Origin of the sequence: Streptomyces sp. NPDC020299, from assembly GCF_044387825.1 — a bacterium.
Classification (GTDB): Bacteria; Actinomycetota; Actinomycetes; order Streptomycetales; family Streptomycetaceae; genus Streptomyces.
This window is the reverse complement of sequence record NZ_JBIRWL010000034.1, coordinates 34,453-57,948: the sequence shown is the minus strand read 5'-3', so window position 1 is coordinate 57,948 and position 23,496 is coordinate 34,453. Positions and strand designations below refer to the sequence as shown.

General features: G+C 67.6%; 28 protein-coding genes. 3 read left to right on the top strand and 25 right to left on the bottom strand.

The window, feature by feature from the left end; all coding sequences use genetic code 11:
* Positions 1-656 precede the first annotated feature (656 nt).
* Positions 657-887 carry a helix-turn-helix transcriptional regulator gene (locus tag ACH45E_RS44605; RefSeq protein ID WP_361448975.1) on the top strand — a complete coding sequence of 77 codons (231 nt, stop codon included), beginning with the start codon at positions 657-659 and terminating at the stop codon, positions 885-887.
* Position 888: 1 nt separating this feature from the next.
* Here ACH45E_RS44605 and ACH45E_RS44600 read toward each other — a convergent pair whose 3' ends face one another.
* A complete protein-coding gene (locus tag ACH45E_RS44600) occupies positions 889-1,347 on the bottom strand; it encodes a hypothetical protein (protein ID WP_361448978.1) in 459 nt (152 codons plus the stop codon).
* Between the two features lie 457 nt (positions 1,348-1,804).
* Positions 1,805-2,146, bottom strand: coding sequence for a hypothetical protein (locus ACH45E_RS44595; RefSeq protein WP_361448981.1), 342 nt, complete (start codon positions 2,144-2,146; stop codon positions 1,805-1,807).
* Positions 2,147-2,290: 144 nt separating this feature from the next.
* Here ACH45E_RS44595 and ACH45E_RS44590 point away from each other — a divergent pair, with 144 nt between their 5' ends.
* Entirely contained in the window at positions 2,291-3,046 is a 756-nt protein-coding gene (locus tag ACH45E_RS44590; protein WP_399042820.1) for a GntR family transcriptional regulator, read from the top strand.
* A gap of 19 nt (positions 3,047-3,065) precedes the next feature.
* The gene (locus ACH45E_RS44585; RefSeq protein ID WP_361448987.1) at positions 3,066-3,245 is read left to right on the top strand and encodes a hypothetical protein; all 180 of its coding nucleotides are present in this window, start codon (positions 3,066-3,068) and stop codon (positions 3,243-3,245) included.
* A 17-nt stretch (positions 3,246-3,262) separates the two neighbouring features.
* On the opposite strand, the gene ACH45E_RS44580 is transcribed toward ACH45E_RS44585, so the two are convergent.
* The 23 genes from ACH45E_RS44580 to ACH45E_RS44470 all read right to left on the bottom strand — a co-directional run bounded on the left by ACH45E_RS44580 (position 3,263) and on the right by ACH45E_RS44470 (position 23,326).
* Complete coding sequence (locus ACH45E_RS44580) at positions 3,263-3,631, bottom strand: hypothetical protein (protein ID WP_361448990.1); 369 nt, start codon at positions 3,629-3,631, stop codon at positions 3,263-3,265.
* Entirely contained in the window at positions 3,628-3,996 is a 369-nt protein-coding gene (locus ACH45E_RS44575) for a hypothetical protein (RefSeq protein ID WP_361448993.1), read from the bottom strand. The genes ACH45E_RS44580 and ACH45E_RS44575 overlap by 4 nt, the downstream gene beginning before the upstream one ends.
* Before the next feature lie 59 nt (positions 3,997-4,055).
* A complete protein-coding gene (locus ACH45E_RS44570) occupies positions 4,056-4,379 on the bottom strand; it encodes a hypothetical protein (RefSeq protein WP_361448996.1) in 324 nt (107 codons plus the stop codon).
* A gap of 2 nt (positions 4,380-4,381) precedes the next feature.
* Positions 4,382-5,215 (bottom strand): hypothetical protein, encoded by an 834-nt coding sequence (locus ACH45E_RS44565; RefSeq protein ID WP_361448999.1) that lies wholly within the window; start codon positions 5,213-5,215, stop codon positions 4,382-4,384.
* Between the two features lie 14 nt (positions 5,216-5,229).
* The gene (locus tag ACH45E_RS44560) at positions 5,230-5,427 is read right to left on the bottom strand and encodes a hypothetical protein (protein ID WP_361449002.1); all 198 of its coding nucleotides are present in this window, start codon (positions 5,425-5,427) and stop codon (positions 5,230-5,232) included.
* An 8-nt stretch (positions 5,428-5,435) separates the two neighbouring features.
* Positions 5,436-5,990 carry a hypothetical protein gene (locus ACH45E_RS44555; protein ID WP_361449004.1) on the bottom strand — a complete coding sequence of 185 codons (555 nt, stop codon included), beginning with the start codon at positions 5,988-5,990 and terminating at the stop codon, positions 5,436-5,438.
* 10 nt (positions 5,991-6,000) lie between these two features.
* Complete coding sequence (locus tag ACH45E_RS44550; protein ID WP_361449007.1) at positions 6,001-7,221, bottom strand: poly-gamma-glutamate hydrolase family protein; 1,221 nt, start codon at positions 7,219-7,221, stop codon at positions 6,001-6,003.
* A gap of 3 nt (positions 7,222-7,224) precedes the next feature.
* Complete coding sequence (locus ACH45E_RS44545; RefSeq protein WP_361449010.1) at positions 7,225-9,483, bottom strand: hypothetical protein; 2,259 nt, start codon at positions 9,481-9,483, stop codon at positions 7,225-7,227.
* 3 nt (positions 9,484-9,486) lie between these two features.
* Positions 9,487-9,996, bottom strand: coding sequence for a hypothetical protein (locus ACH45E_RS44540; RefSeq protein WP_361449013.1), 510 nt, complete (start codon positions 9,994-9,996; stop codon positions 9,487-9,489).
* A 10-nt stretch (positions 9,997-10,006) separates the two neighbouring features.
* Positions 10,007-14,059, bottom strand: a complete 4,053-nt coding sequence (locus ACH45E_RS44535; RefSeq protein WP_361449016.1) for a phage tail tape measure protein — start codon at positions 14,057-14,059, stop codon at positions 10,007-10,009.
* Positions 14,060-14,182: 123 nt separating this feature from the next.
* A complete protein-coding gene (locus tag ACH45E_RS44530) occupies positions 14,183-14,581 on the bottom strand; it encodes a hypothetical protein (RefSeq protein ID WP_361449019.1) in 399 nt (132 codons plus the stop codon).
* Between the two features lie 35 nt (positions 14,582-14,616).
* On the bottom strand, positions 14,617-15,024 hold the full coding sequence (locus tag ACH45E_RS44525) for a hypothetical protein (RefSeq protein WP_361449022.1): 408 nt from the start codon (positions 15,022-15,024) through the stop codon (positions 14,617-14,619).
* Between the two features lie 3 nt (positions 15,025-15,027).
* Positions 15,028-15,462 carry a hypothetical protein gene (locus ACH45E_RS44520; protein WP_361449024.1) on the bottom strand — a complete coding sequence of 145 codons (435 nt, stop codon included), beginning with the start codon at positions 15,460-15,462 and terminating at the stop codon, positions 15,028-15,030.
* Between the two features lie 8 nt (positions 15,463-15,470).
* Positions 15,471-16,160, bottom strand: a complete 690-nt coding sequence (locus ACH45E_RS44515; RefSeq protein ID WP_361449027.1) for a hypothetical protein — start codon at positions 16,158-16,160, stop codon at positions 15,471-15,473.
* Between the two features lie 51 nt (positions 16,161-16,211).
* Entirely contained in the window at positions 16,212-16,670 is a 459-nt protein-coding gene (locus ACH45E_RS44510) for a hypothetical protein (RefSeq protein ID WP_361449030.1), read from the bottom strand.
* Position 16,671: 1 nt separating this feature from the next.
* Complete coding sequence (locus tag ACH45E_RS44505; protein ID WP_361449033.1) at positions 16,672-17,070, bottom strand: hypothetical protein; 399 nt, start codon at positions 17,068-17,070, stop codon at positions 16,672-16,674.
* 1 nt (position 17,071) lies between these two features.
* Entirely contained in the window at positions 17,072-18,151 is a 1,080-nt protein-coding gene (locus ACH45E_RS44500; RefSeq protein ID WP_361449036.1) for a hypothetical protein, read from the bottom strand.
* Positions 18,152-18,273: 122 nt separating this feature from the next.
* Positions 18,274-18,657: a hypothetical protein gene (locus tag ACH45E_RS44495; RefSeq protein ID WP_361449039.1), complete on the bottom strand. Its 384-nt coding sequence runs from the start codon at positions 18,655-18,657 to the stop codon at positions 18,274-18,276.
* A gap of 1 nt (position 18,658) precedes the next feature.
* Positions 18,659-19,099, bottom strand: a complete 441-nt coding sequence (locus ACH45E_RS44490; RefSeq protein WP_361449042.1) for a hypothetical protein — start codon at positions 19,097-19,099, stop codon at positions 18,659-18,661.
* A gap of 96 nt (positions 19,100-19,195) precedes the next feature.
* On the bottom strand, positions 19,196-20,560 hold the full coding sequence (locus tag ACH45E_RS44485) for a phage major capsid protein (RefSeq protein WP_361449045.1): 1,365 nt from the start codon (positions 20,558-20,560) through the stop codon (positions 19,196-19,198).
* A gap of 11 nt (positions 20,561-20,571) precedes the next feature.
* Positions 20,572-21,591, bottom strand: a complete 1,020-nt coding sequence (locus ACH45E_RS44480; protein WP_361449048.1) for a head maturation protease, ClpP-related — start codon at positions 21,589-21,591, stop codon at positions 20,572-20,574.
* Positions 21,591-21,857, bottom strand: coding sequence for a hypothetical protein (locus ACH45E_RS44475; protein WP_361449051.1), 267 nt, complete (start codon positions 21,855-21,857; stop codon positions 21,591-21,593). Before ACH45E_RS44475 ends, ACH45E_RS44480 begins: the two co-directional genes overlap by 1 nt.
* A complete protein-coding gene (locus ACH45E_RS44470) occupies positions 21,854-23,326 on the bottom strand; it encodes a phage portal protein (protein ID WP_361449054.1) in 1,473 nt (490 codons plus the stop codon). Before ACH45E_RS44470 ends, ACH45E_RS44475 begins: the two co-directional genes overlap by 4 nt.
* Positions 23,327-23,496: the final 170 nt, after the last annotated feature.

Below are 23,496 nucleotides of genomic sequence, written 5' to 3'. Positions count from 1 at the left end.
GGACTTCACTGACACAGGATGTCAGGCGTGGCTCTACTGTTTGTGCTGGTGGTGGCGTGACCTGCGTGCACGGCCGGAGATTGGTTGACCTTGATTGACTTCAGTTGATCTAAGTTGACCCTGGTTCCCAAGATCCGTCTCCCATCGTTTTCCCATCGTTCCCTCATCGGAGCCGAATGGCCCTCGGCGTGCGAGACGCCGAGGGCCATTCTTGTGGAACCAGGGTGGGGGCCGGTCACCCGGGGAGGCGAACAGAGCCCCCACCCTGGCCCAGTCTGTTTAACGCCAGCACCGTGCGCATGTCACGGTCATGACTGTCACTCGATCGGGCGAGTTTGAACTTTATTCAGTCGGGAAGCGACAAAACCGCCCGCCTGTCGACAGGGGGGTGCGCACGATGGTCCGTGCTCCTGCGACCGGCGGGCGGCCGTTACCGGCACGGTCGGCCGTGCCGGGCTGTTGAGGGGGGTTGATGTGGCGGCATCAAGGATCAAGCCGAATCGAACTTTCGTCCGACCGACATATGACTATCCCAGCACACTCAGATGCGTTCCCGCTACACGGTGTACTGCATATATCTGCTGGTACCCCACCTCGGTCCAGATTTACCACCGGCTGGTAAAGACATTCCGTGAAGATCATTCCACGGTGGGCGGGTGCTCGACCCCACCCCCGACTGGGTACCCCGCCGCCGGCAGCAGATCGGGTTACAGATCCGCGAGGCTCGCCGGGCTGCCCGCCTCTCCCAGGCCACCCTCGGGGAGCGCGTCGGCCGCGACCACAAGACCATCCACCGGTGGGAGAGCGGAGCCACGAACCCGACGCTCACGGACCTGCTCCTCGTCGCCGACGCCCTCGGCGTGCCCCTCGCCGAGCTCGTTCGCTGAGTCAGGGCACACTCACAGGCACACGGAGAACAGCCCGGGCGTGCTCCAGCAGCTGCGGGTCGTCGAGCGTGAACCGGCCAGCGGCCACGTGCTCGTGCCCATACATCGGCTTGACCATGGTCACCTGCTGCGTCACGTCCAGCGACCAGGCGGCATCGTCGAAGTTGATCGTGTCCGGCTTCGGGTTCAGCCTCGCGGAGAAACCGGTGCAGGCGAGCCAGGCGGCGCGGGCATGCTCCGCGGGCTGCCCGTACAGACTGGACGGCTGGTGACGGCCCGCCATTGCGAACAGGTCACCGGGCTCGAACTCGTTGCCCTCAATGGGGATGACGCCGAGGACCGCGGTGTCGCCGAAGTGGCCAGCGGTTGCGTAGGCGAGGACGCAGTAATTGCCGCCCGGCCAGTCGTGCAGCATCGAGAAGACCGTGACCCGGCCGGTCCCCGACATGTTCTTCGCCATCCGTATGCCTCTCCCGTGGTGCCGGCCCCGCCACTGTACGGGCGGGACCGGCGTCGCTTACATGATCTGGTCAGGCGTCGTAGTCGCGCCCGTCGTCGGAGTCGCCGGTGGGCGGGTTACCGCCCTTGCCGTCGTCCTCGTCTCCGCCGCCGACCGCGAGCATGGCCAGGTTGAGGGCGTCTTCGAGCATGGGATCACTCCTTTGTGATCGTGAGGTCAGGCTTTTCCTGGCCTCGATAACCCGTCCCGGGGCGTCGTTGCCGTGGCGGGGCGGGAGTCTGGGGGCTGATGGCACACGAAGGGCAGGCGTAGACCTCGATGTCGAGGACGACCGCGCCGACCGAGCCGCGGGCAATGCCTGCGCTCTGCGCGCCGTGCGATAGAGAGGCGCGGCACCAGACGCAGTCACGGCCGTCCCACTGCCCGCGAGTGATGGCGGTGGCCGCCGGCAGCGGCCTCACGCTGTGGGCTCCTGGAGTTGGGCCCAGAGGCCGGTTTCGTCGGTGGTGATGCCGGTGGTGTGGGCGAGTCCGGCGACGATGCTCCAGCCGGGGCCGTGGGTGTGGCGGGCGGCTAAGTGCTGCGGGCCGGTGGCGGTGATGCGGAGGCGGTTGCCTGCGGTGGAGAGCGTGAGCTCGATGATGTCGGCGCCGGAGCTGAGGACGGCGACGAACAGTTCGTGGACTACCAGCGGCGCGTCCGGGTGGTCGGTCCGCTTCCTCGTCCACGCTCGGACTTCGGCGGCTTCGACGGCGTGGCCTTTGAAGGGCCGCCGCCACGTTCTGCCTGTTTCGGACATGAATGTTCCCCGCCACCAGTAGCTATCTGAGTACAGGTAATGCTTATCTGTACTCAGAATGTCGCTGGGATTGGCGCAGGTCAAGCGGATGGGGAGAGTATGTGTACTCAGATTGACGCGATCATCGACCGTGGGAGCACCGCTGTGGCACAGCCCGAGTACCTGCGCATCGCCGCCGACCTGCGGCGCCGCATCTCCTCCGGCGAGTGGGCGCCCGGCGACCAGATCCCGACCCTGCCCGAGCTCTGCGCCGCCTACCGCGTCTCAGAGACCACCATTCGCAACGCGCTCCGCATGCTGGCCAACGAGGGCCTCATCGAGACCCGGGCCCGCGCCGGCACCCGCGTTCGCCCGCGGCCGCCGATCCACCGCATGGCCGCGGACCGGTACCGCAACAGCGGTGGCTCCCGCTCGACGCCGTACACCCGGGATCAGGGGATCGGGTGGAGTGAGTACCGGTTGGACAAGCGGTTCGAGCGGGTGGAAGCCGACGCTGAGCTTGCTGCGTTGTTCGAGTGCGAGCCGGGTGAGCGGCTCCTCGCCAGGCATTTCATCTTCTACGACAACGACCAGCCCACCCAGACGAGCACCAGTTACGTCCGCTGGTCGGATGTGGCTGGCACGCCGGTCGCGGATCCGATCAACGAGCCGTGGCCGGGCGGCACTCGCGCACAGATGGCGTCGCTCGGGATCCGCGTGGTCCAGGTGAAGGAGTCATTCACCGCGGCAATGCCCACCGAGGTGGAGGCGACGACGTTGCGGATAGGGGCTGGGATTCCCGTGCTCCGCTACACGCGCCGGCACATCGCCGACACAGGGCGGGTGGTGGAGGTGGCGCATCCGATCGTGCGTCGCGGTGACACCACCGTCGTGGACTTCGTCATCGACCTCGACGACTGACGGGCCGTAGGCTGGTGGCATGACCTCCGACACCCAGCGCCCGAGCTCCGTGCGCCCTGCTCATGTGGTGAACGAGGACATACGCGCGCTATGGCTGCGTGCGGGCGGGTCGCTGTCGACGCAGGAGCGGGCGGAATATGAGCGGCTCCTGCTGGAATGGGCAGCAGCGGTCCGGGCCAAGGTCGTGGCCGCAGCCTGACCCGCCGGCCGCCCCTGTCAGATCCCCGCGTCGTGGAGGTACGGCTGCACCTCCGGCGGCACCGGCTGCGGCGGCACCGGGGGCTCCAGTTGCGCCGTCCGTATGTACCCGACCAGGGATCGCACCCACGCCGCGAGGTAGCGGATTGTCGTGTCTTGTGCCGTGATCCGTTCCCGGTCCCGGTCGTTCTCCTGCTCCTGCTCGTCGATGCGCCGCTCCAGCCGCTCGATGTGCTGTCCCAGCCTGTCCGTGACCGCGGTGAAGTCGTCCCGACGCTGGGCGCCCCTGGGTTGGCGGCGGCCGACTACGGCTGTGACAACGCCCCCGGCGGCCGTCACACCAGCCACGCCGAGGGCGCTCAGCGCCGTCACCATCTCAGCACTCACGACCCACCACGCTCTCTGCTACGGCGGGGTGGTTCCTCCCAGCCGATCGCTACCAAACACACTGCGCCGAACGCTCCGAAGACGCAGGCGCCGATCCAGCCGCGCGGGTTCTCCCCGAGCGGCCACCACGACATCAAGTAGGCCATGGCCCACGCTGCGGTGATCGCCCACACCGCGAGAAACCCTGGCCAGTCCCAGCGCGGGGCCAGCCACGCACAGACCAGGGCAGTCAGACCCGCGGCAATCCAGGCGCCACCCCAGGCGTGCAGCGGCATCAGCTTCAGGAGGAGACGCAGGCCACGCGGGTCCTGGAGCGGCTGGACGAGCAGGCCGTACCCGTAGAGGGTGGCGATGACCCCCTTCATGGTCAGGAGTGCACCGCGGCGGCCCAGACGGGCTGTGAGCCGCCGAGCCGCCGCACGCATCACGCCGCCTTGGCGAAGCTGGACTTCACCAGGGAGTCCTGCGCCTTGCCGGAAACCCCGGTTGGCTTCCACAGCCCGAAGTGGGCCAGCACGCCAGTGCCGAAGCTGACGAGCGCCAGGACCGCGGCGGTACCCACGCTGTACCCGGCGTCGTGCGGGCTCGCGAGCTCGACGAGGAACCCGTTCGCGGTGGACAGGGCGAGCAGGAGGACCGCCTTCACGCCCTCGTGGGTGACTCTGGTGGTGACCAGTCCGACGAGGACGGGCAGGACGACGCTGATGACGAGGCCGAGCCAGTAGGCCTTGTCGAGGTTGACGGTCATGGTCAGGACTCCTTCGTTACCGGGCCGGTGACGTCCACCGACACCTTCACCACCGCGTCCGCGATGGCCGCCTTCACCGCGGCCACCACCGCCGCGGTGTCCACGCCCGAGCCGACCAGCCCGGCAAGCTTGCTGATCGCCGCAGTCTGCGCGGCCTCCTGCGCACGCACCATGTCGATCCGCTTCAGGATCTCCGTCTGCACGCTCGACAGCGTCCACGTCGGATTCGTGGCCGGCGCCCCCGGCACGGCGATGACGCCGTCCAGGGTCAGAACCGCCTTGGCGTAGTCACTGGGGGTGGGCATGGGGTCCTCCTTGGGTGGGGGCGTCGGGTTCTTCCAGTTCGGGTCCGCGGAGACGATGCCGGCCGGGTAGGCGGGGTAGCCGTAGCCGTAGATGTAGGAGTCGCGGCGGGCCCGCTGCTTGAGGTACACGCCGTCGCCCTCGGCACTGCCGGAGGTGTTGGTGTTGCCCTCGATCGTGTAGACGAAATCGTCGTCGTAGGCGTAGCAGAGCCCGGTGTGGGCGTCGCCGTGGACGCCCATGATGACCTGCGCGCCGACCGCCGGGTACTCCGACCAGCGGCCCTTCTGCTTCCACCAGTCGCGGGCGGTGGCGACGCTCGCCGTCACCGGGTAGCTGTCCTTCGGCATGCCTGCCTGCTGGAACACCCACGCACAGAACGTCGCGCACCACGCCTGATCCTGCGACCACTCCAGACCAGGCACGGCCGGCGAGTACTTCTGGTGGTTGTTCCAGTGCCCGCCCGAGTAGCCCTCGTGGTAGCCGACTTGGGACTTCGCGATGCTGATTACGTCAGCTGCGGTTCCGCTCACTGCCCCTCCTCGGGCTAGACGGTGGTGATGACCTGCTCGAACTTCTGCGCCGTCACGGATGCCACGCCGGGCACCGTGCTGAGGAAGGACCGGACGGCGTTGACGACGTCCAACTCCTCGACGACCGTGCCCTCCTGCGAGATCGCAGAGATTTGCACCGACACCATCGGCTCGGCGCTGGCGTTCTTCGCGGTGATGACGTAGCTGGCCATGGGTAACCTCACGCGGTCCGCTGGACGTTCAGCCAGGAATCCGTGTACACGGTGGTAGCCGTCGCAGACGATGAGGACTGTGCCCAGGTCAGCGCCAGAGTTCCGGCCGTGGCCCCAATCCGGAACGTGGCCTTGATGTCGACGGTGAGGGTGTTCCCCACCCCCAGCCCGCCATAGGTACGCGTGGCCGGGATATCTGTGGTCTCCAAGCGGACGTTGTAGCCCCACGTGGACACCGCGTCCTGCTGTGTGCCGCCACCGGCCGTGGACGAGGTGACCGTGGTGCCGCCGCCGACACCGACCCACTCGCCGAGTGATCCAGTGGGGTACGAGAATCCGACCACGAAGTCGGCGGCGGCCAAGGCGTCGTACTTGAGCCAGCCCCAGATCGTGTACACGCCGCCCGCGACCACGTCCATCTGTAGATGCGGGTCCGCGGTCTGCGTGGTCGTCGCCGACCGGCTCGTGTCCGCTGTCTTACGCAGACACTGCACCTGCGCCGAGCGGAGGAGGCTCGCGGTGAGCCGCTGCCCCGCGAGGAACGTTGGGTAGGCCTCGGCCATCGTGGCCTCCTTACAGACTGATGATCGTTGGGGTGGCGAGGCGGACGTCTTCGCCCGTCGCATGGGATTTGGTGACGCCGTTCACGGAGCGGATCACAGTGAACGTTTGTGGGGTGACCTGCTGGAAGTCGTCGAAGCTGGCGGTGACGGGCAGGGTGTTCGTGTTGGTCGACGACAGGATCGAGCGGATGCCGACCTGCCCCACCGCCCGCAGATTGCCGTCCGTCACGGACACCATCCACGGCGGCTCGTACCCGCCGTCCTGCCACGCTTTGGCCTGGAGCGTCGTCCCGGCGATTTGGAACCGCAGCCAGAAGAGACTGTTGGCGGCATGCGTCAGGGTGCTCGTGTCGGCGGCCGTAGCAAGGAGCGTCTCCGTGCCGCTGATCCGGGACCGCAGCGTCAACGTGATCGTCTGGTCCGTGTTGAACGCCAACCTCGCCAAGTAGCAGTTGTTCGTGTCGGTGAAGCGGCCGGCGAGATGCACGAAGTGGGAGCCGCCGACGGCGAGAGCGTCCGTCGACATGCGGGCCTTGATGTCCACGTCCGGCGCCGACCACGGCACGGTCGCCCACCGGCTGACGTTGACGCTGCCGCAGGACATGCGGCCCTGCCCGTCGAACGCCGAGCGGACGGCGGCGACGTAGGCGTTGAACGTGGCCGTGCGCTGCCCGGAGTCGCGCATCGCCTGGGTGAGGTCACCGTTGGGGAAGAACGAGGCACGCAGCGCGTTGCTCATCTCCAGCTGCACGCCCGCCGAGATGGTCGTCTTGTTGGCGATGTTGCTCGCCGAGTTCCCGTTCAACTCCTGCGACGCCGCGACGACCCTGAACCCGGCGGCGCGCAGGGCGTCGGCCACCCGGGCGCCCGTCACCGTGTCGAGACCGCCGAGCGACGTCTCCGCGACCCCAGACGCCCCGACGTAGCCGTGGAAGCTGACGCAGCGTTTCGCGGCTGTGACGATCGCTACGCAGTTCGGTTCGTCGAAGTTGGTGCTGGTGATGTGCAGCGTCGAATTGCCGGACGCCTTGATCCCGGCGAACTCGTAGTGGTTCATCAGGGACGCGCCGACCGCGCGCGCGGCTTCACCAGTACCCGGTTCGATGCCGCCGCCGTGGATGGCGATTGCGGACCAGGTGGCGCCGGTCACGGGGACGCTGCGCCGCGCGTAGTCCACACCCTCGGTCTCGTGGGATGCGAGATCGGCATAGTTGGCGTAGGTGTCGGCCATCGGTTACACCCCCACCACGCTGTAGTCGGACGCTGAGCCGCCCGTCGTCGTCCACGTCTCCCCCGTGTTCGCGCTGCCCCAGCCGCTGGTGACGGTGCGGTCGAAGCTGTCAGCGACGCCGCCGGTGATGCCCTCGACCGTCATGACCTCGCCGCCCACGCTGATGTTGAACGGCATCTCGTCGGGGTCGGTCGTCCACAGCCCTGACTGGCCGGGCGACGGGCCGACCTTGAGGGTCGTGTCCGCTGCTCCGGCGTCCGCGTACAGCTGGGAGCCGTCCGTGTCCAGACGGATCGTGTCGCTGTCGAGGGCCCCGATCGTGTACGGGCTCGCGGGCTGGCAGTTGAACGTCAGCTTGTGCTCGAACCGTGTGATCGTCTCCGAGGTGCCGAGGACAAGCTGGTCGATCGTGTCCGGTGGCAGCCAGGCGGGCGGGTTGGTGATCTGGATCCGGTCCCCGATCCGCATGGCGAGGATCGCGCGCCGCATGTCCGGCGTGATCGACGGGTGCGCGAGATTCACCGCGATCTGCGGGAACCTCGCCTCGTCCACCGTCCCGAGGTGGACGCGCCACGCGGCCTGGTCCTGCAGCGTCGCCGTATCCGTCGAGGACAGGTTCAGCGTCACCTCCTGCCCATACACCCCGACCCCAGCCGGCGGCAGTGCGGTGGACAGCTTCCCGTCGGTTTCCTCGTAGGTGGCGCTGTTCCCACCGACCGTGACGGTGACCTTGTTGGCGATGTAGCGGTCGTCCTCGACCGGGACGGGGACCTGGGCGAGCTGCGCCCCGGCGTAGTTCAGGGTCAGCGCCGGGTCCTGGTTGTACAGGGACGCGCGGGTGCGGTAGCCGAGCCCCAGCACCGCCGGGTTCTCGTACAGCAGACCGCCGTCGGCGAGAGCGCACTCCTGTACCAGGGTGAGCAGGTTCGACTTCCCCTGCGCGCCCATGGCCACCGTGTCGTCGAGGTCGCCGATCCAGTCGACAGCCACGCCCTGCTCGCCGCACAGCCGCTGAATCCGGCGGCCCGCGCTCTCGCCGACGGGATTGAGGCGGCCCCCGAGCGCGTCGATCGCCGTGATCTGGTTTTCGACCGTGACGTGGCCGACCGCCACCCCGGGCAGGAACGCCGTCCCGGCCGCGCCGGACACCGCGCGCGACGCCGGCCCGAACTGCACCTTCGTGACCCGGGTCAGCTGGGTGACGAACACCGTGTCGGACACGGTGTAGGTGCGGCTGGTGTTCACGTCCGTCAAGCGGAGAGTGCGGGTGATGTTCGCACCCGACTCCTGCAATTCCACGCTGACGTAGAGCAGGCGGCCGCGGACGTCGAGGCTGTGCTGCATTTCGGCGCCGAGGACGGTGCCGTCGCTCGCGCAGGTTCTGATGGTGAAGGACGTGGTGGCGGTGTCGTAGAACACCTCCCAGAACTGCGACGATCCAGCCGCATAGTCGAGCTGATCGATAGCCACCAGCACCTTGCCCAACGACAAGCCGGCCGCCGGAATGTAGGCGAGGAACCTCACCTGCGTGGCCGTCGGGTCGTCGTACTTGGGGACGCTGCCGGACAGGGCGGCGGAGGTGATGTCGGGCAGAGGATCCGAGGCGCTGAAGCCGCTGTACGAGGCGAGGGTGGGTGTGCCGGTCCAGGTCATGGCCGAGCCCGTTGTGAGCGCTGACGCGAGCCTCGTCGCGCCTGTGGTGTCCTCCATCGGCCAGTACGCCACCACCGACGAGGGCAGCGGATCGGTGACCGCGTTGTAGATGACGGACCGCTCCGGTGTTGGGGCTTGCGCGAGGCGGCGGAGGATGCCAGACGCAGACACATCGGTCCACACGTCATTGCCGGAGGTGTCCCAATTTGCCGCCCACTGCGAGACCTCACCCCACAGGCGGTAGCTCTTGCCGCCCATGCCGTCCGGGACGCTGATACGGATCGGGGTGTTACGGCCGATCGCCCCGTAGTACGGGCCGGACGGGTTCCGGGGGGAGAACCGGCCGTCGGCGTTCTTCAACTCCAGGGTGGCCGTGCCCTGCTCAGTCTGCGAGCCCTCGTCACGGATGCCGCTGGTGATGGAGATGCTGCCGCTGTCATCGCGGACCATCACGGACGAGGTGGCCGTGATGTCCACCCACGTACCGTTGATGAACATCTCCACCTGCACCGGCTGGCCGCTGCCCACCTCGCCCGTGGCCGCGACCGGGCCGGGCAGGTTGGACATGCGGCGCTGCCAGGCCGCGAGCAGAGGGGCAATCGAGGGCACTGGTCAGCCCACCTCGGTGAACACGATGTAGCAGCGCATGTCCGACGCAGTGGTCGGCGTGGTCGCCCGCACCCGGAGGAACTTGCTCACGGCAATGATCGGTCGGGCGTCCGGCATGAACTGGCGCACGTACTGAAGCCCAGACTCACCCGACACCGACGACAGGGACACCGTGTCGAACACGCGGGCCGCCGTGGTCGTGCCCTCCGCCGACGCCGTGTAGCCGGTCGCCGACGTGCCCAGCGTCAGCGATGTGGTGATCCCGTTCGGATCCAGGTTCGGCACCCCGGACGCCACGTGCGCGGTCACCGTGGCGGCGACGTCCGTCTGGAGCAGCTCGACCACGCCGTCCGCGCCGGGCGGGTCGTCCAGGGAGAACCCCCACTCCAGGATCTGGATCTGCCGGGCCGCGGGTGTGGCCAGTTGCAGCATGGTCTTGATGCTGGTGCCGGTCGTCACCGATTGCTGTGCGGCAGTCGTCGGCGCCGGGCCGTTCCATGTGATGAAGGGCAAGGTGCCTCCCCTAGTTGCGTCCGCTGAGGACGACTTGGACATTGCCGCCGCGCGTCTTGATGGCGCGGCGAAGGATCTTCAGAAGGAAGTCGTCGATCTCGTTGCCGCTGGACCGCAGCTCGATGACGACCGGCTCGCGCTGCCCGACCGGAACACTGCCCGCAGCGGCGGCCGGCGCACGGCGGGGTGTGGTGAGCATGGACGCCCACGGCGCCGCGGTGGCGGCGAGCATGCGGCGGGTGTCCGGGTTGGAGTACACGCGGGAGCCGATCGGGAGAGCGGCCAGTTCCGGGCCCTGCTCGCCCACCAGCGTCAGCCCGCCGCGGATGCCACCGGAGGCGGCGGCGCCGACGATGCCGCCCGCCGCCTTCTTCCCGAACGCCTTCTCGATGGCCTTCTCCATGGCCTTGGTCAGCTTGTCCATGGACTTCTGCAGGGCGTGCTGCTGCTTGGTGAGCTTGTCGACGACGCGCGTTTGATCCTTGATCGCCTTCTCATATACGGCGTCAGCAGTCGTCTTGCCAGCGGACCCGGCGGCCTTCTCGATCTGCGCCTGCGTCGCGTTGATCGTCGACACCTCGGACGCCGACGCCTGGAGCAGGGCGCCTGCGGTCTCCAGTCCGCCGCCATCGATGCCGGCTTCGGCGACCTGCTGGATGATGCTCCGGCTGAAGCCCTTGCTCTTGAGCTGCTTGAGCGCGGTGGCGAAGGCGGTGACCTTGTCCCTGCTGACGGTCATCCCGGCCTTGATCGAGGACAGCGTGACCGTGCCCTCACCCGAGGCGCCCTTGGTGATGTTCGCCGAGCTGATCAGGTTGCCCTTCACCGACGACGACAGTTGAGAGGCGGCGTCTTTCAGGGAGTTGAGCTTGTCCTTCGCCTTGTCCAGCGATGCCGTGACCCTGCCGAGGCTCTTCTCGTACGACAAGAGCTTCTTGCCGGTCGAGTCGAGCTGCTTGAGTAGCCTGTTCTCTGTCGCCCCGTGGGTGGCCTTCTGGATGATCGAACGCCACTGATTCAGGGAGTTCACCAGTGAGCTGATGGAGTCCGGCTTCGACAGCGCCGACCCGAACTCGGAGTGCTGGTAGCCGGCATAGTGCCCGAAGTGGGAGATCGTCAGGTCGCCCATCGCATCATGCCGGGCCTGCGCCTCCGCCTTCGACTGCGCGCGGGCCCGCTGCTGTGCCTTCGAGAGGTGCCCGCCGCGCGCGAACCCGGCCAGCTTCACACGGCCTGCGTTGATGGCGTCGAGCATCTTGACGCCGTACTTCCGGACGGCCGCGGCCTGCACCACGTACTCGGAGTCCGAGATCCGGGCCGTCGCCCCGGACGCGAACGATGCCACGATGGAGTCGCTCGTTGGGGTGCCTGGGCCTTGGACGTAGCCGCCGCTGTCGAAGTGCTGCGTGACCGGGCCGCCGGACGCCCTGCGAACGAGGCCGCCGTGTGCGTTCGCGTACTGGTGACCGCCCGCACGGCTGTACGCGACCTGCGCCGCGCCGCTCCCCGTCACCCTGTAATTCGCGGTGAACGTCACCGTCTTGTCATGCAACGCAGCAATTGCGGCAGCAATATTCCTGATGGCACCCAGGGCGCCCCCAGTCTTTGCCGTGACCTTGACGCTGCCGTCCTTCAAATGGGTGACCTTGAAGCCGAACCCCGCCAGCACCTGCTCGGCGGTCTTGGACAGCGTCTTCAGGGTCACGCTCTTAGCGCCCGGCGATTTCTTCACCGCCGCGTTGAAGGCGCTCAGGTCAGCAGTCGCCCGCTTGTCATCAACCTTGAACTGGAACTTCTTCGCATTCGGCGCCTTCAGGATCTCGTCCGCGAGCTTCTCCGCCTGCGTCTTGGTGTCGCCCATCGCCATAGCGGTGTCGATGAGGGTCTTGCGGCCCTTCTGGTAGACCTTGTCGACCTGGTCCCAGGAGGTCTTCTCCTTCATCTTCTTGTCGACGAGGTCCTCGGTCTTGGCCGCCAGCGCGGACAGGACGTCGCGGTTCTTCCGGCCAGCCTCCGAGTTGACGTTCAGGGTCCGGCCGTTTTCCTTGACCGCCTTCTGTGCGTCGCTCATGGCCTGGTAGAAGGCCGTCTCGGCGTCGAACGCCCCGCGGTGTACCGCGTTCAGCGCCATGATCGACTGTTCGAGGCCCTTCGCGGACTGCGCCTCCCCGTCGAGCTGCGCCTGCGTCGAGGCCGCCGCTTGCCCGAACAGGCCCATGCTGTCCGCGGAGGCCTTCTCCTCGTTGCCCAGATCGGCGAGCGCGTTGTGATAGTCGTCCGTGAACTTGCTCAGCCGCCCCATCTGGGCCCCCGGGGCAGCACCCCAGGCTTTCTTGAGGATCTCGTACTGGGCTGCAGCTTCCTTCACATGGCCAGACCGCACGTTCTCGGCCATGACCTTGTCCCACGCGTCCAGGTTCTTCGTGGCATCCGAGACGCTCGGACCATTGGCAATCCCCAGCCACGTACCCATGTCGCTGGTCAGCTTCAGGAACTTGTTGTCCGAAGCGCCCTTCGACATCATCGCGATACTCGCCGAGATCTCGTCGAAGTTCGTTTTGAGAGTTCCCGTCACCTTGCCGGAAGTGGCCAGAGTGTTCAGCGACGTCGACAAAGCATCGACTTCGACCGCCGGCTTGTTGTCCGAGAGTTCGTGCAGGGCGAGGACGAGCGCACCGATAGCGCCTGCGGCCACGCCAATCTTCGCGCCTGTGCTCAGCGTCGAGAACGCTGCGCTGAGCCCCCGCACCCCTCCACCGGCGGTGACGAACGCCTGACGCATGTACATGGCCTTCAGGGCGACCGTCTCGAAAACGCCTGTGAGAGCCGATACGCCCTTCGTGATACCGCCCCACAACAGCTTCGTCGCTGCGACCGCCTTCATGGCGACAGAGACGGCGACAGTCACCGTGAGGAGCCCCGCGAGCGCCCCGGCCAGCGCGACGGTCGCGCCCTTGTGGGCAAGCATCACGCCGACAACGGATTGCAGGGGCGGGATCAGTTTCGTCCCAACTGTGATCATCAGGGCCTTGAACCCCTCGTTCAAGGCCTTCATCTGGAAGGAGAACGTCTTCTGCGTGTCCTCCCACGACTTGCCGAACTTGTTCGCGCCCTCCGCCAGCGCCGGGTACTTCGACTCCAGGCGGTCCATCTGCGACACCAGCACGTTGAGGCCCGCGCCAGCCTTGCGGCCGAACGCCTCAGTGATGATCTGGCCCTGCTCCTTGGAGGAGATGCCGGCCTTCTTCATGCGGCCAACAAGGTCTTCCAGGGCGAGCTTCAGGCCGCCCTTCTGCATGTCCTGGCCAAGGGTTTCCGTCGTGAGGCCCAGCCGTTTGAGCGTGTCTCCAGCAGTCGCCACGGGGTGGGCGAGCGCCATGACGGACATGCGGAGCTGGTTGCCTGCCAGACTGCCGCGAATGTTGTTGTCACCGAAGACGGCGAGGGCGGCGCCGACGTCCTGAATGTTGAGGCCGAAGCCCTTGACGGTGGCGACCATGCCGGACCCGAAAGCGTTGGCGAGATCCTGCATTTTCATGTCACCGACGCCGACGGTGGCGTTGAGGACACCCATCGCCTTGTCGAAGTTCTGCACGCCGGGGATACCGGAGGCGACTGCCGCAGTCAGCGCGTTAGTGACGTCGACCAGGTCGGCGTGGCCGGTCGTAGCCCCTTTTGCCGCGGTCTCGACCAGCGACAGAGCCTTCTTCGAGGAGATGCCCATGCTCTCGAAGTTGGACTCGACGTGGAACAGCGACTCCGCTAGCGAATCCGGGTCCTGGCCGACCTTCCCTGCCAGGTCCAACACGCCTTGCTTCAGGCCTGCCATCTTGCTCTGCGCCACACCCGCCTGCGTGTGCAGCAGCGTCATGCTGGAGTCGAACTTCGCGGCCATCTTCACCGACTCGACGCCGATCGTAGCCAGCCCCGCCCCGGCAATCAGCGCCGTCTTATGGAACGCCCGCATGCCCGACCCGGCCGCGTTGACCTGCGAGTTGACGCTGGCCATCGCCGGGCCGGTGAGATTCTTAGCCGTAACCAGGATCTCCACCACGTTCGTCATCTTCTGGGTTCACCCCCAATCGCTCGATCTCCAGCAGGCGGAAAGTCTCGGCAGGCTCGGCCTCGATCTCGGACGGCGTCTTATGCCAGCGATCACACAGGCCGAGAATCATGCGGGCATACGTCAGCTCGCCAGGCTCGGTGACAACGCTTCCGTCGGAATGGACGCCACCTGGGAAATCTCGCCAGAGGGTGAGGGCGCGTCCAAAGGGGCCGGCACACCGGACACGGCCTCCATCCACCGGTTGATGATGTCGAGGATCAGGTCATCGTCCTCGCCCTTCATCGCCTCGAGAGTGGCCGGCACCGGAGTGCCGTCCTCGTCTTCGAGGTTCCAGTCGAGGATCCGGTCGGCGAGAAGTTCGACCGTTCCTTCGAGGCCGTCCTTCCCGTTGGCGCTCTTGCCGCTCTTGGCCTCCAGGAGCTGCCCCATGTTCAAGGAGCGAATGTTGACTTCGAGTCCGGCGTAGTCGCCGTCCTCCCACTTCAGCCGGTAGATCTTCGGGTTGCGCTTGAAGCCCACGTGGGCCCCCTTCCGAACAGTGTCCGTTATGAGGCTTACGCCCAGGTAGGTACCGTGCCGTCAGCGAGCACGCCAGGCACGGCAAAGGTGAATTCTCCGGAGTCCGACCGGCTGAGCGGGTAGTCCGTGAAGAGCACCTCGTTGGCGAGGGTCTTACCGGACACGGTCAGGGTCACGGTGCGGTTGACGCTGGTCGACGTCACGGTCTTGAACACGTCGTGCGACATGTTCGCCGCCGGGTTGAACACGCCGTTGAGGGTGATCGAGAAGTCGGCGAGCAGCAGCAGCCGCTCGTAAGCCGACTTGTCGATGCCGGTCACGTCCTGGACGCCGCGCGGGGTGGCGAACTGGAGGTTCGTGAAGTCGTTCTTGATGGCCTGCGCGACGCCCGCCGCATCGTCAACCGACGCGGTCGTCCATCCGAGGCCCGAGGTCTTCGCCATGGGTCAGCCCCTTTCGATCTGGTCTGCGATGTTCTGCTGGTGCTCGCCGAAGTCCTCCACCCAGAGGTCTGGGCGCTGGTGCATCCGCGTCCTGGTGCCGCGGGGGTTGCCGCGGTGGTCGCCGTCCCTGACGAGGAACAGCTCCGGCTTGTCGAGGCGCAACCGGTGCTCACCGGCCCGGAAACAGGGCTGGCCGGCCTCGAAGTGCAGCCACGTCTCGCCCGCGGCGACGGGCACCTCGACGCAGCGGCGGCCGGAGTTCTTGGCGGCGTGGACCATCTCGGGCGGCAGGCCCTCGACGCGGACGCGCCAGCCGTGCAGGTAGTCCGGGCAGTCCGTCTCGGCGCACGTGGCCGGCCGGAAGTGCGTGTTGGTCGGGGCGACGATGGAGTACGTCTTGTACGCCTCGGCGCCCATCTGCGGCTGAATACGGTTCACGGCACCTCCTAGAAGCTCGTAGCGACGGTGTTCTTGACGACGACGACGCTGAACGCGAGCGACGAGAAGCCACCCGTTGTGGTCGTTGAGACACGCAGGTAGCGGCGGACCGTCGCCCCGGACGCGGTCGCGATTCGCTCCGCTGTGGGGCCAGCGGTGATCTGGGTGAAAGTCAGCCCGGTGACATCCGCGAACGTGCTGTTGTCGGCGCTGTCTTGGATCTTCACCGTGACGTCGGTACCGGTGAACGAGAAGGCCTGAAGATAGGCCTGCGCCCCGAACGCTGCTGACGCCACAGTGTCGATGCTTGTGCCGTTCGTCGCCGCCGAGTCCGTGCGCTTCCCCGCGGTGAGCTGCTGCCCCCACTCCAGGCCGAACCCGTTGCACTGAGCCTCGACCTGGAAGGTGAACTCGCCGGAGTCTGCGCGGGTGCCGTCGTAGTTGATCTGCTTCGACGTCTGGCAGGCCGCTGGGTTCCCGAGCGTGGTGCCCCGCGCATACGTGCAGATCACATCCGCCGTCGGCAGGGCCGCGAGCTTGTCGTGCGTCAGTCCGGTCGCCGGGTTGAAGAAGGCTTTCCACGACATGCTGCCGGTGCGCACACCGCCGATCCGCTCGTGCGCGGACTTGTCGATGCCGGTCACATCGAGGGTGGCTGGACCACCGGACAGGCTGATGCTGCCGATGTCACCGGACATGTCGTAGCCCGCGATGTAGAACGCGTCGCCGAGGCCGCTGGTTTTTGCCACCTATGCCACCTGCTCCCAGAGGTCAGAGACGATGAGGGGAAGGGTGATCGTGAGCACCCGGTATTCGGCCCCCGACGTCGTCAGGTAGCCAGCGCGCGCGCCGAGGGGCTCGCCGTAGGCGCCGAGGAGGTCGACGTGCCGGACCAGGCCGCCGAGTTCGAAGTCGCCGGAATAGGCGGTCATGAGGGCGTCGAGGGCGGTCATCATGTCCGGGTCGATGGCGTCCTCGGGCTCGGACACCATGGCCGTGTACAGGCGGACGTTCAGGGCCAAGCGTGTACTGGTCGAGGACAGGCCGGATCCGCCGCGTGCGGGGCCGATCTGCTCGACCCACACAGCGCAGGTGATGCCACTCTGCGGCGCGGACTTCGGCTCGTGCCCATTGACAGCAGAGAAGAACCCGCTGGCGAGGGCGTGGGATTCGACCGCGTCGAGGATGGTTCGGATATCGAGGGCCATGTCAGATCAGCCCCATCGCCTTGTAACGGGCCAGCAGCCGGACCGCGATCTCACGGGCCCGCTTGTCAACCAGCGGCTTCGTGCGGCGGAACGTGGCGTAGCCCGGGAAGCGCGTGACCGGCGAATTACGGGAGCCTGTTCCTTCCAGCCACGGCCCGTAAATCACATTGCCGTCACTGACCCGGTAGCCCTGACCAGCCCGGTCGACACTGATCCTGGACTCGTAGTAGCCGGTGGGGTGTTGCAGCACCGTGTGGAGGCGCTGCCGGATGAGCTTCTCGCCTTCCTCCGCGATCCGCAGGCTGATCTCGTCGCTGTAGGCGTGGAGGGCCGCCGCGGTACGTCCGTCAAAGAGCGGGCCGCGCTTGACGAGTCGGACGTCGAACATGGACTCGGGCATGTCACACGCTCCGAATCCTGGCCTTGCGGCCGTGGTCGGTGTACGTCTGGTCCCGCAGCGTCTGTAGCGCGTCCGCCGACACCTTGGCCGCACTGTTGCCGGTCGTGGAAGCCTTGAGGAACCAGCCGGACCGCTCCTGCGTAAGGATCGTGATCGCTTCGGCCTTGGTGAGCTGGTGGACCAGGCCGGGCGGGTCCCAGCGGTTGACGGTGCTGCCGGAGGAGTGGGTGCTGGCGGTGGTACCGAGGGCTCCGCGGGTGACGACGAGGGTCCGCTGTGCGTAGATCGTCGCGCTGGTGTGCGCCGCGAGGACCGTGCCGTCGTAGGCCCGCTCGACGGTGAGAGTGTTCCCGGCGATGTCGTCGATCCGCATTCGCTCGGAGTCGAGGAGCAGTACCTCGTCGACCGCGAACACGCTGCCGTCCGCCACGGTCAGGCTGACGTCTGCCTTCCCGCCGCTGATGCCGCCAGTCTGCCCGGTGGACGCCTGCCGGCGGCTGGTGACGAGGAGACGCTCGGAGTCGACGCGGAGTACCGAGCCCACCCCGACTTCGGCGGAGGTGGCGCCGTCGATGTTGACGGTGGTCTGCGTGGCGTCCATCGTGCCGTTGGTGGCTCCGAGGGTGGTCTCCGTGTTGCGGTAGCCGAACAGGCCGGTGATCTGCACGTCCCGCTGGTAGGTGCTGCCGCCGCCGAACGCTGCCGACGAGGACAGTTTGATCTCGACGCGGGTGAACGGCGGCCCGCTGCGGTTCGGCTCCAGGTTGTACTCGTCCGCTGTGATCGTCTGGCCGCCCGAGGTGAGCGCGGTCACGCTGATCAGTTCGCTGTCGTCCAGCCGCAGCACCCACGGTGTGTAGCCGCCCGTGCGTGCCGGCCAGTCGTAGTACCGCGTTGCGACGACCGGGTAGAACCGGCGGTGGCACAGGCTTTCCACGCTGCGCGAGGCCGCTTCGAGGGCGCTGTCGATCTCCCGCCGGTTGCGGGCCGACTCCTTGACGTCGAGGGCGCGCATGATGTCCTCGCGTGTGGCGTACCAGATGCCGTCTGGGGAGGTGTTGGCGTCCAGTGGGCTACCCATGGAGCGCCTCCCCGGTGAGGCTGCAAGACAGGCGGCGGGGGGAGGGCAGGACGAGGCACCCGCTGGTGCTGGTGTAGTACGCGGTCATCCTGTCTCCTCCCTTCGCCATGTCGGGTTGGGTGCTATTCGTCAGCGGTCGCCGACGTATCGGCCTCCGGGCCGCCATCCGTCCCAGCGGCAGAAGAGTTCGCCGTCCGGGCCTTCGCGGAGCGGCTCCCCGTCGTTCGGGCAGGCGATCGGTCCTGCTTCCCGCTCTGCCCGGGCGAGCTGCCGTCCTTCTCGGAGGATGTCGAGGAGCTGCTGCCAGCTGATACGTCCTCACCCGCTTCCTGCTGCTCGTCGGCGTACGCGTCGGACGCACCGCCGTGCACGGTGACCTTCGCCATCTCGTCCTCCTCCGGCTTCTGGGTGGTCTCGTTGACGCGGACGGTCGACCCGCACTGCGGGCACTTCGGGGCGCCCACCGAGTACAGGGCCGTGCACTCCGCGCACTCCCACAGGGCCATGTCAGGCCCCCGTGGCAGGCAGGCTCGCCGGGGCGCGCATCACGCCGAGGTCCCGCTGAATCGCGGTCACCGTCCCGGCGCCCGTCGACGTGAGCTTCACGTACTTGTAGCCGTCCGACAGGGACGTGCCTTCGACCTCGCAGACCATCGCGTTCTGCGTGGCCGCCGCCGCAGTCACCACGGTTGCCGCCGCGGCCTGCGTCCGCCGGGTCCACGCGTCGGAGGCGTTGCCGGTGTTCGTCCAGTATTCGGTGACGTTGACGAGGTTCTGCGCTCCGGTGCCACCAGAGTCCTTGGCTTCCTGGAGCGTGTACGTGTCGCCGGCCGCGCCGGCGAGGTAGCAACTGAAGGTGACACCGGCGGCGGCGCCCTTGAGGGCGATCCATACGCCGTCGGCGGCCGGGGTGACGTTGATCAGTCGGCCGAGTGCTCGCTGAGACATCGGGGGTCCTTTCGTCTGGTGTCCGGTCCGGGGCGACACTGCCGGCCCGGTCGTGGCCGCCGCCGGGGTGTGAATGCCGACGGCGGCCGGAGGGGGTTAGTTCAGCTCGACGAACGGGCTGAGGGTGGAGCTGGAGCCGTTCTGTGGGGTGATCGCGGACTGGATCCACGGGCGGCCGTCGACACGCTGGATGATCCGGAACGTGGTCTTGTCGTTGCCGAACTGGTAGTCCGTGCTGCTGTCGGCGCTCATCACCTGCCTGTCACCCACCAAGTAGTAGGACAGGTCGACGAACGCGAGGTCGCCGCGGGAGCCGAGCGCGGAGCCCTTCTCCGTGATGATCAGCGGGCGGCCGAAGATACTCATTGGCATCCCAGCAGCAGCATTGACCACGAACACCGAGTTACCGCCGGTGCCGACGGTCAGGGACAGCTGCAGCAGCTGCGGCAGCGCGTCCGGCGCGCACATCCACACGGCGTTGGACAGCGACGAGGGCAGCATGCGGGCGTACATGCCCACGACGTCCGGGTACTGGATCTTGTTGGAGTTGGCGCGGGTCACCGTGACCGCGGCCGGGTTGCCGGCGCCTCGGAAACCGAGGGGCTCACCGGTGCCGCTGCCGGACTGGAACGCATTGTCCTCGCTGAAGGCGAGGGCCTGCGGCCACAGCGTCTCGATCAGCGCGGAGAACGAAACGATGCTGTCCTGGAGCAGCTCGTTCGGGACGGCGCTGAGACCCGTGAGCTTCTTCGCGTCGAGCTCGACACGGCCGAACTTCGGGTTGGAGTCCTGGAGCGCGGCGCCTTCCTCACCCCAGTAGGCGACCATGCCACCGAACACCGACCCGGCATTCGTCGTGGTGTCGATCATCGGGAACGGGACCCGGGCCGACTCCATCGGGACCACGGTCGCGAGGGGCCGAACGACGGCCTTCTCCAGGGCGAGCTGGAGAAGCTGCGACCTCAGCGTCTCGGGGACCAGGAAGCCGCCGTCCGCCGGGCTGATGCTGCCTGCGGCGTTCCGGAGTTCGGCCAGCTTGGTCTGCGCCTCCGGGCTCTTGTTCAGGTGCCAGATGTTCCGGACGTAGTCGATCGCGTTGTCGAAGTGCTTGTCGACGACCGCGCCCGGGGCCGCCTTGTTGTAGGCGGTGCCCTGCCGGTGGGAGGTGAGCATCCCGCCACGCTTGGCCTGCGGGTCGAGGTCGAGACGCTGGATCGCCTGGGCGGCGTCCTTGGCGGTGGCGGCGGCACCCGCGTCGCGGAGCATCGCGGCGAACTGCCGCTGCGTCTCCTCGGCAACCTGCCGGTTCAGATCGGTGCCCTCGCCCTGCTGCCGGTTGGCGTACTCGGTGATGAAGTTCGTCAGCGTCTCGGGGGACTCGACGATGGGCCCGGCCTTGGCCGGGTCGGAGAGCATTTCCGCCAGCTCGGCGTTGTTGCTCGGGATGGTGGGGGTTGCCACTGCTGCCTCCTTCAGGCTGCTTGCGTCGCCGAGCTGTCCGCCGACGTGCTGTGGGTGAAGCGGGCCACGAGCGCGGCCCACGGGTCAGGCTTGGGCTGGGTGAGATGGGCGGTGAGGGCCGCCCACTGGTCTTCGGGTTCGACGGCGGTGGGCTCAGGCGGAGGCTCGTCGGCGACCGTCTCGGGTTCGGGGGCGAGAGCCACCAGTTCGGGACCGTGCTCGCCCTGATGCTCGACTGGGGCCGGCTCGGCGGGCGTGGTCTCCTCGACCGGCGGTGCGACCGCTGCGCGTAGCTGCGCGGCGATCTCCTCGCCGATCAGGGAGCGGATGTCCTCGGTCAGCCCGGTCTCGGCCTTCGGCTCCTCGCGGCGCGGGCCCTGGTAGCCGTAGGCGGCGAGGTCGAACCGGCGCATCTCCGGCTCGTCGCCGTCCGGCTCCGGCTTCTTGCGGGACGGCATCATCTCGTCCGCGAGTCCGGCCTCCACAGCTTCCTCAGCCGTGTACCAGGTCTCAGCCTTCATGACCTGGCGCCACTCGTCGCGCGTCCCGCCCGCTTTCTCGGTGTACGCGTCCGCGATATTGCCGCTGATCTTGTCGAGTAGCGCGGACATGTCTTGCATGTCCTGCGCGTTGCCCATGCATAGGCCACTGGCCTCGTGCACCATCATCATCGCCTGCGGCTGCATCACCACGCGGTCGGCCGCCATGGCGATGACGCTCGCGATGCTGGCCGCGATGCCGTCGACCTGCACGGTGACCTCGGCCGGGTGCGCACGGAGTGCGTTGGCCAGGGCCACGCCCTCGAAGACGCTGCCGCCGGGGCTGGAGACCCTGACCCGGAGCTTCGGCGCGGTGATCGCGTCCAGCTCCGCGATGAAGTCCTCAGCGAGAGTGCCCCAGCCGCCGATCTCGTCGTACAGGAACAGCTCCGCCTCATCGGCAGCAACGTTCCGGAACTGGTACCAGGGCCGGTCGCCACGGGCCTGCGCGCGCAGGCCCGGGATGCGGTCGGGGAGGTCGATGAACGGCATCAGGGCGCCTCCTCGGCGGGCGGGGTCCAGCCGAGCCGGACCAGCAGATCCTTCGTCGCGTCCGGCAGATAGGCGCGGACCTTTGCCTCCGTCGGAAGCTCCTCGGCGATCACGTCCAGCCGAACCTCCGCAACGGGGTTGCCGTCGAGCTTCAGCGACAGGCCGACGAGCGCACGGGCGATGTCGTGGCCGTCGAGTTCGACGATCCACCCACCCCGGTCATCCGGCTTCGCGATCCGCAGTGTGCGGGGCTGACGCTCGCTCATGAGCCCTCTCCCTTGCGGCCTCGCTTGACGACCTTGCACCGGCAGTTGGCACCGCCCTCACACCGCACGTAGCCCGACCCGTCCGGGTAGTCCTCGTAGGCGGCCGCCCGGTTCTTGTAGGTCTGGCCGTCGTTGTCGATGCACGGCTGGCACGAGTTGGCGTCGTCGGCGCACACCGCCACCCACCGCTGCGCCGCCTCGATGTCCTCACCGAGCAGGCCAGCCACCGACTCCTGCCACGCCGCCGTCGGAGCAGCCGGCGCGGGTGCCACGACACGTCGCATCTCGGGGAGGCCGACCGCGGACAGGATGTCGTCCGGGTCCCACACGCCAGCGTCAGCGAGGGCCTTCGCGGCGTTGGCGCGGGCGGTCAGCTGCGTCGACTCGGTCTCCACGTCGTCCGGGACTGGGTTGACGAAGTCGAACTCAAGGCCTTGCCCGGTCGTCCCGTACAGGGGCAGCAGCTGGTGGTTCAGTGCGTCGCGGACGGCTTCGAGGTCGGGGCAGACGAGCCAGCGGGCGAACATGCGCTCTCCGGCGTCGCCGTTGGCCCGGTTGACGTCGTCGACTGCGCCGAGCATGGGCTTGGGGAAGCCGAAAGCTTCGCGGATGACCTCGCGGGACAGGTTGCGGAGCTCGGCGAATTGCATGTCCCGCTGCGTGTACTTGCGGTCCACCCACTTGCCGTGCTCAAGGATGGCGACCCTGTGCGAGTTGGCGATGCCCTTGTGCTGTTCGTTCCACCGGTCCCGCAGCTCGTCGAACTGGCCGTCGGACAGGCTGTTCGGGACCTCGATGATCCCGCCGGGCTCAGCACTGTTGAGGAAGAAGTTCCGGTTCCACTCGGCGGAGTACTGCACCGCGTCCAGGTCGGTGAGCAGCGCCTGGACCGGGCCGATCCCCCGGTACGGATCGGTCGGGTGCGGCGTGCGGATGAAGATGACGTCCTCGCGGCGGAGCGCCACCTGCTGCCCGTCCGGACCGGTGTACATGTACCCGGCGAGGAACGTCTCCGGGTCCGGCACCGGGGTCATGCGGTCCGGGCGTACCGGCCACAGTTCGAGCGGCAGGTTGACCCGCTCGTCTTTGGCGATCACCCACCACTGCTCACCCGTGAGCTTCTTGTGCTGCGCGCCAGCTTCGACGAACACGGACTGGGTGTAGAAGGCGTTGGGCCGGTTCCACAGGTCGAGGGCCGCGTGGCTCGTGACCTGGACGCGGTCTTCCTTCAGCCCGGACTTCGCCTTGCGGTACAGACCCCACTCGACGCCAGCCTCAGCTTTGGCGATGCGGTCAACGATGGCGAAGAGGGTGGACACGGAGCCCATCGCGTCGAGCTGGGCGGTGGTGCCGCGCCGGCTACCGAAAAGGCCTCCGCCGTAGGAGGTGTGGCGGGAAGCGAAGGGGACGGGCGTCGTGGTGGCCGTGGCTGCCCGGTTGATGAGGGCGCCGAGGAGGGTTCTGGCCACCTACCCCTCCCCACTCTATTCGCCGCCGAAGAGCCGCCAGTTCAGGACGAAGCAGCCAACTCCGGCTACGGCCACGCCAGCGGCCAGGTTCCACATCATGGCGGAACCCGACAACAAGATGATCCCAGCCGTGTCAAGCGATCCTGGCGCCAACTTCCGCAACACCTGCA

Excerpts from the sequence above, each read along its gene's own strand:
- ACH45E_RS44505 (WP_361449033.1), bottom strand. The coding sequence starts at position 17,070 with ATGCCCGAGTCCATGTTCGACGTCCGACTCGTCAAGCGCGGCCCGCTC.
- ACH45E_RS44560 (WP_361449002.1), bottom strand. The coding sequence starts at position 5,427 with ATGGCCAGCTACGTCATCACCGCGAAGAACGCCAGCGCCGAGCCGATG.
- ACH45E_RS44595 (WP_361448981.1), bottom strand. The coding sequence starts at position 2,146 with ATGTCCGAAACAGGCAGAACGTGGCGGCGGCCCTTCAAAGGCCACGCC.
- ACH45E_RS44515 (WP_361449027.1), bottom strand. The coding sequence starts at position 16,160 with ATGTCCGGTGACATCGGCAGCATCAGCCTGTCCGGTGGTCCAGCCACC.
- ACH45E_RS44495 (WP_361449039.1), bottom strand. The coding sequence starts at position 18,657 with ATGGCCCTGTGGGAGTGCGCGGAGTGCACGGCCCTGTACTCGGTGGGC.
- ACH45E_RS44510 (WP_361449030.1), bottom strand. The coding sequence starts at position 16,670 with ATGGCCCTCGATATCCGAACCATCCTCGACGCGGTCGAATCCCACGCC.
- ACH45E_RS44570 (WP_361448996.1), bottom strand. The coding sequence starts at position 4,379 with ATGACCGTCAACCTCGACAAGGCCTACTGGCTCGGCCTCGTCATCAGC.
- ACH45E_RS44535 (WP_361449016.1), bottom strand. The coding sequence starts at position 14,059 with ATGACGAACGTGGTGGAGATCCTGGTTACGGCTAAGAATCTCACCGGC.
- ACH45E_RS44475 (WP_361449051.1), bottom strand. The coding sequence starts at position 21,857 with ATGAGCGAGCGTCAGCCCCGCACACTGCGGATCGCGAAGCCGGATGAC.
- ACH45E_RS44490 (WP_361449042.1), bottom strand. The coding sequence starts at position 19,099 with ATGTCTCAGCGAGCACTCGGCCGACTGATCAACGTCACCCCGGCCGCC.
- ACH45E_RS44525 (WP_361449022.1), bottom strand. The coding sequence starts at position 15,024 with ATGGCGAAGACCTCGGGCCTCGGATGGACGACCGCGTCGGTTGACGAT.
- ACH45E_RS44600 (WP_361448978.1), bottom strand. The coding sequence starts at position 1,347 with ATGGCGAAGAACATGTCGGGGACCGGCCGGGTCACGGTCTTCTCGATG.
- ACH45E_RS44500 (WP_361449036.1), bottom strand. The coding sequence starts at position 18,151 with ATGGGTAGCCCACTGGACGCCAACACCTCCCCAGACGGCATCTGGTAC.
- ACH45E_RS44555 (WP_361449004.1), bottom strand. The coding sequence starts at position 5,990 with ATGGCCGAGGCCTACCCAACGTTCCTCGCGGGGCAGCGGCTCACCGCG.
- ACH45E_RS44575 (WP_361448993.1), bottom strand. The coding sequence starts at position 3,996 with ATGAAGGGGGTCATCGCCACCCTCTACGGGTACGGCCTGCTCGTCCAG.
- ACH45E_RS44480 (WP_361449048.1), bottom strand. The coding sequence starts at position 21,591 with ATGCCGTTCATCGACCTCCCCGACCGCATCCCGGGCCTGCGCGCGCAG.
- ACH45E_RS44585 (WP_361448987.1), top strand. The coding sequence starts at position 3,066 with ATGACCTCCGACACCCAGCGCCCGAGCTCCGTGCGCCCTGCTCATGTG.
- ACH45E_RS44550 (WP_361449007.1), bottom strand. The coding sequence starts at position 7,221 with ATGGCCGACACCTACGCCAACTATGCCGATCTCGCATCCCACGAGACC.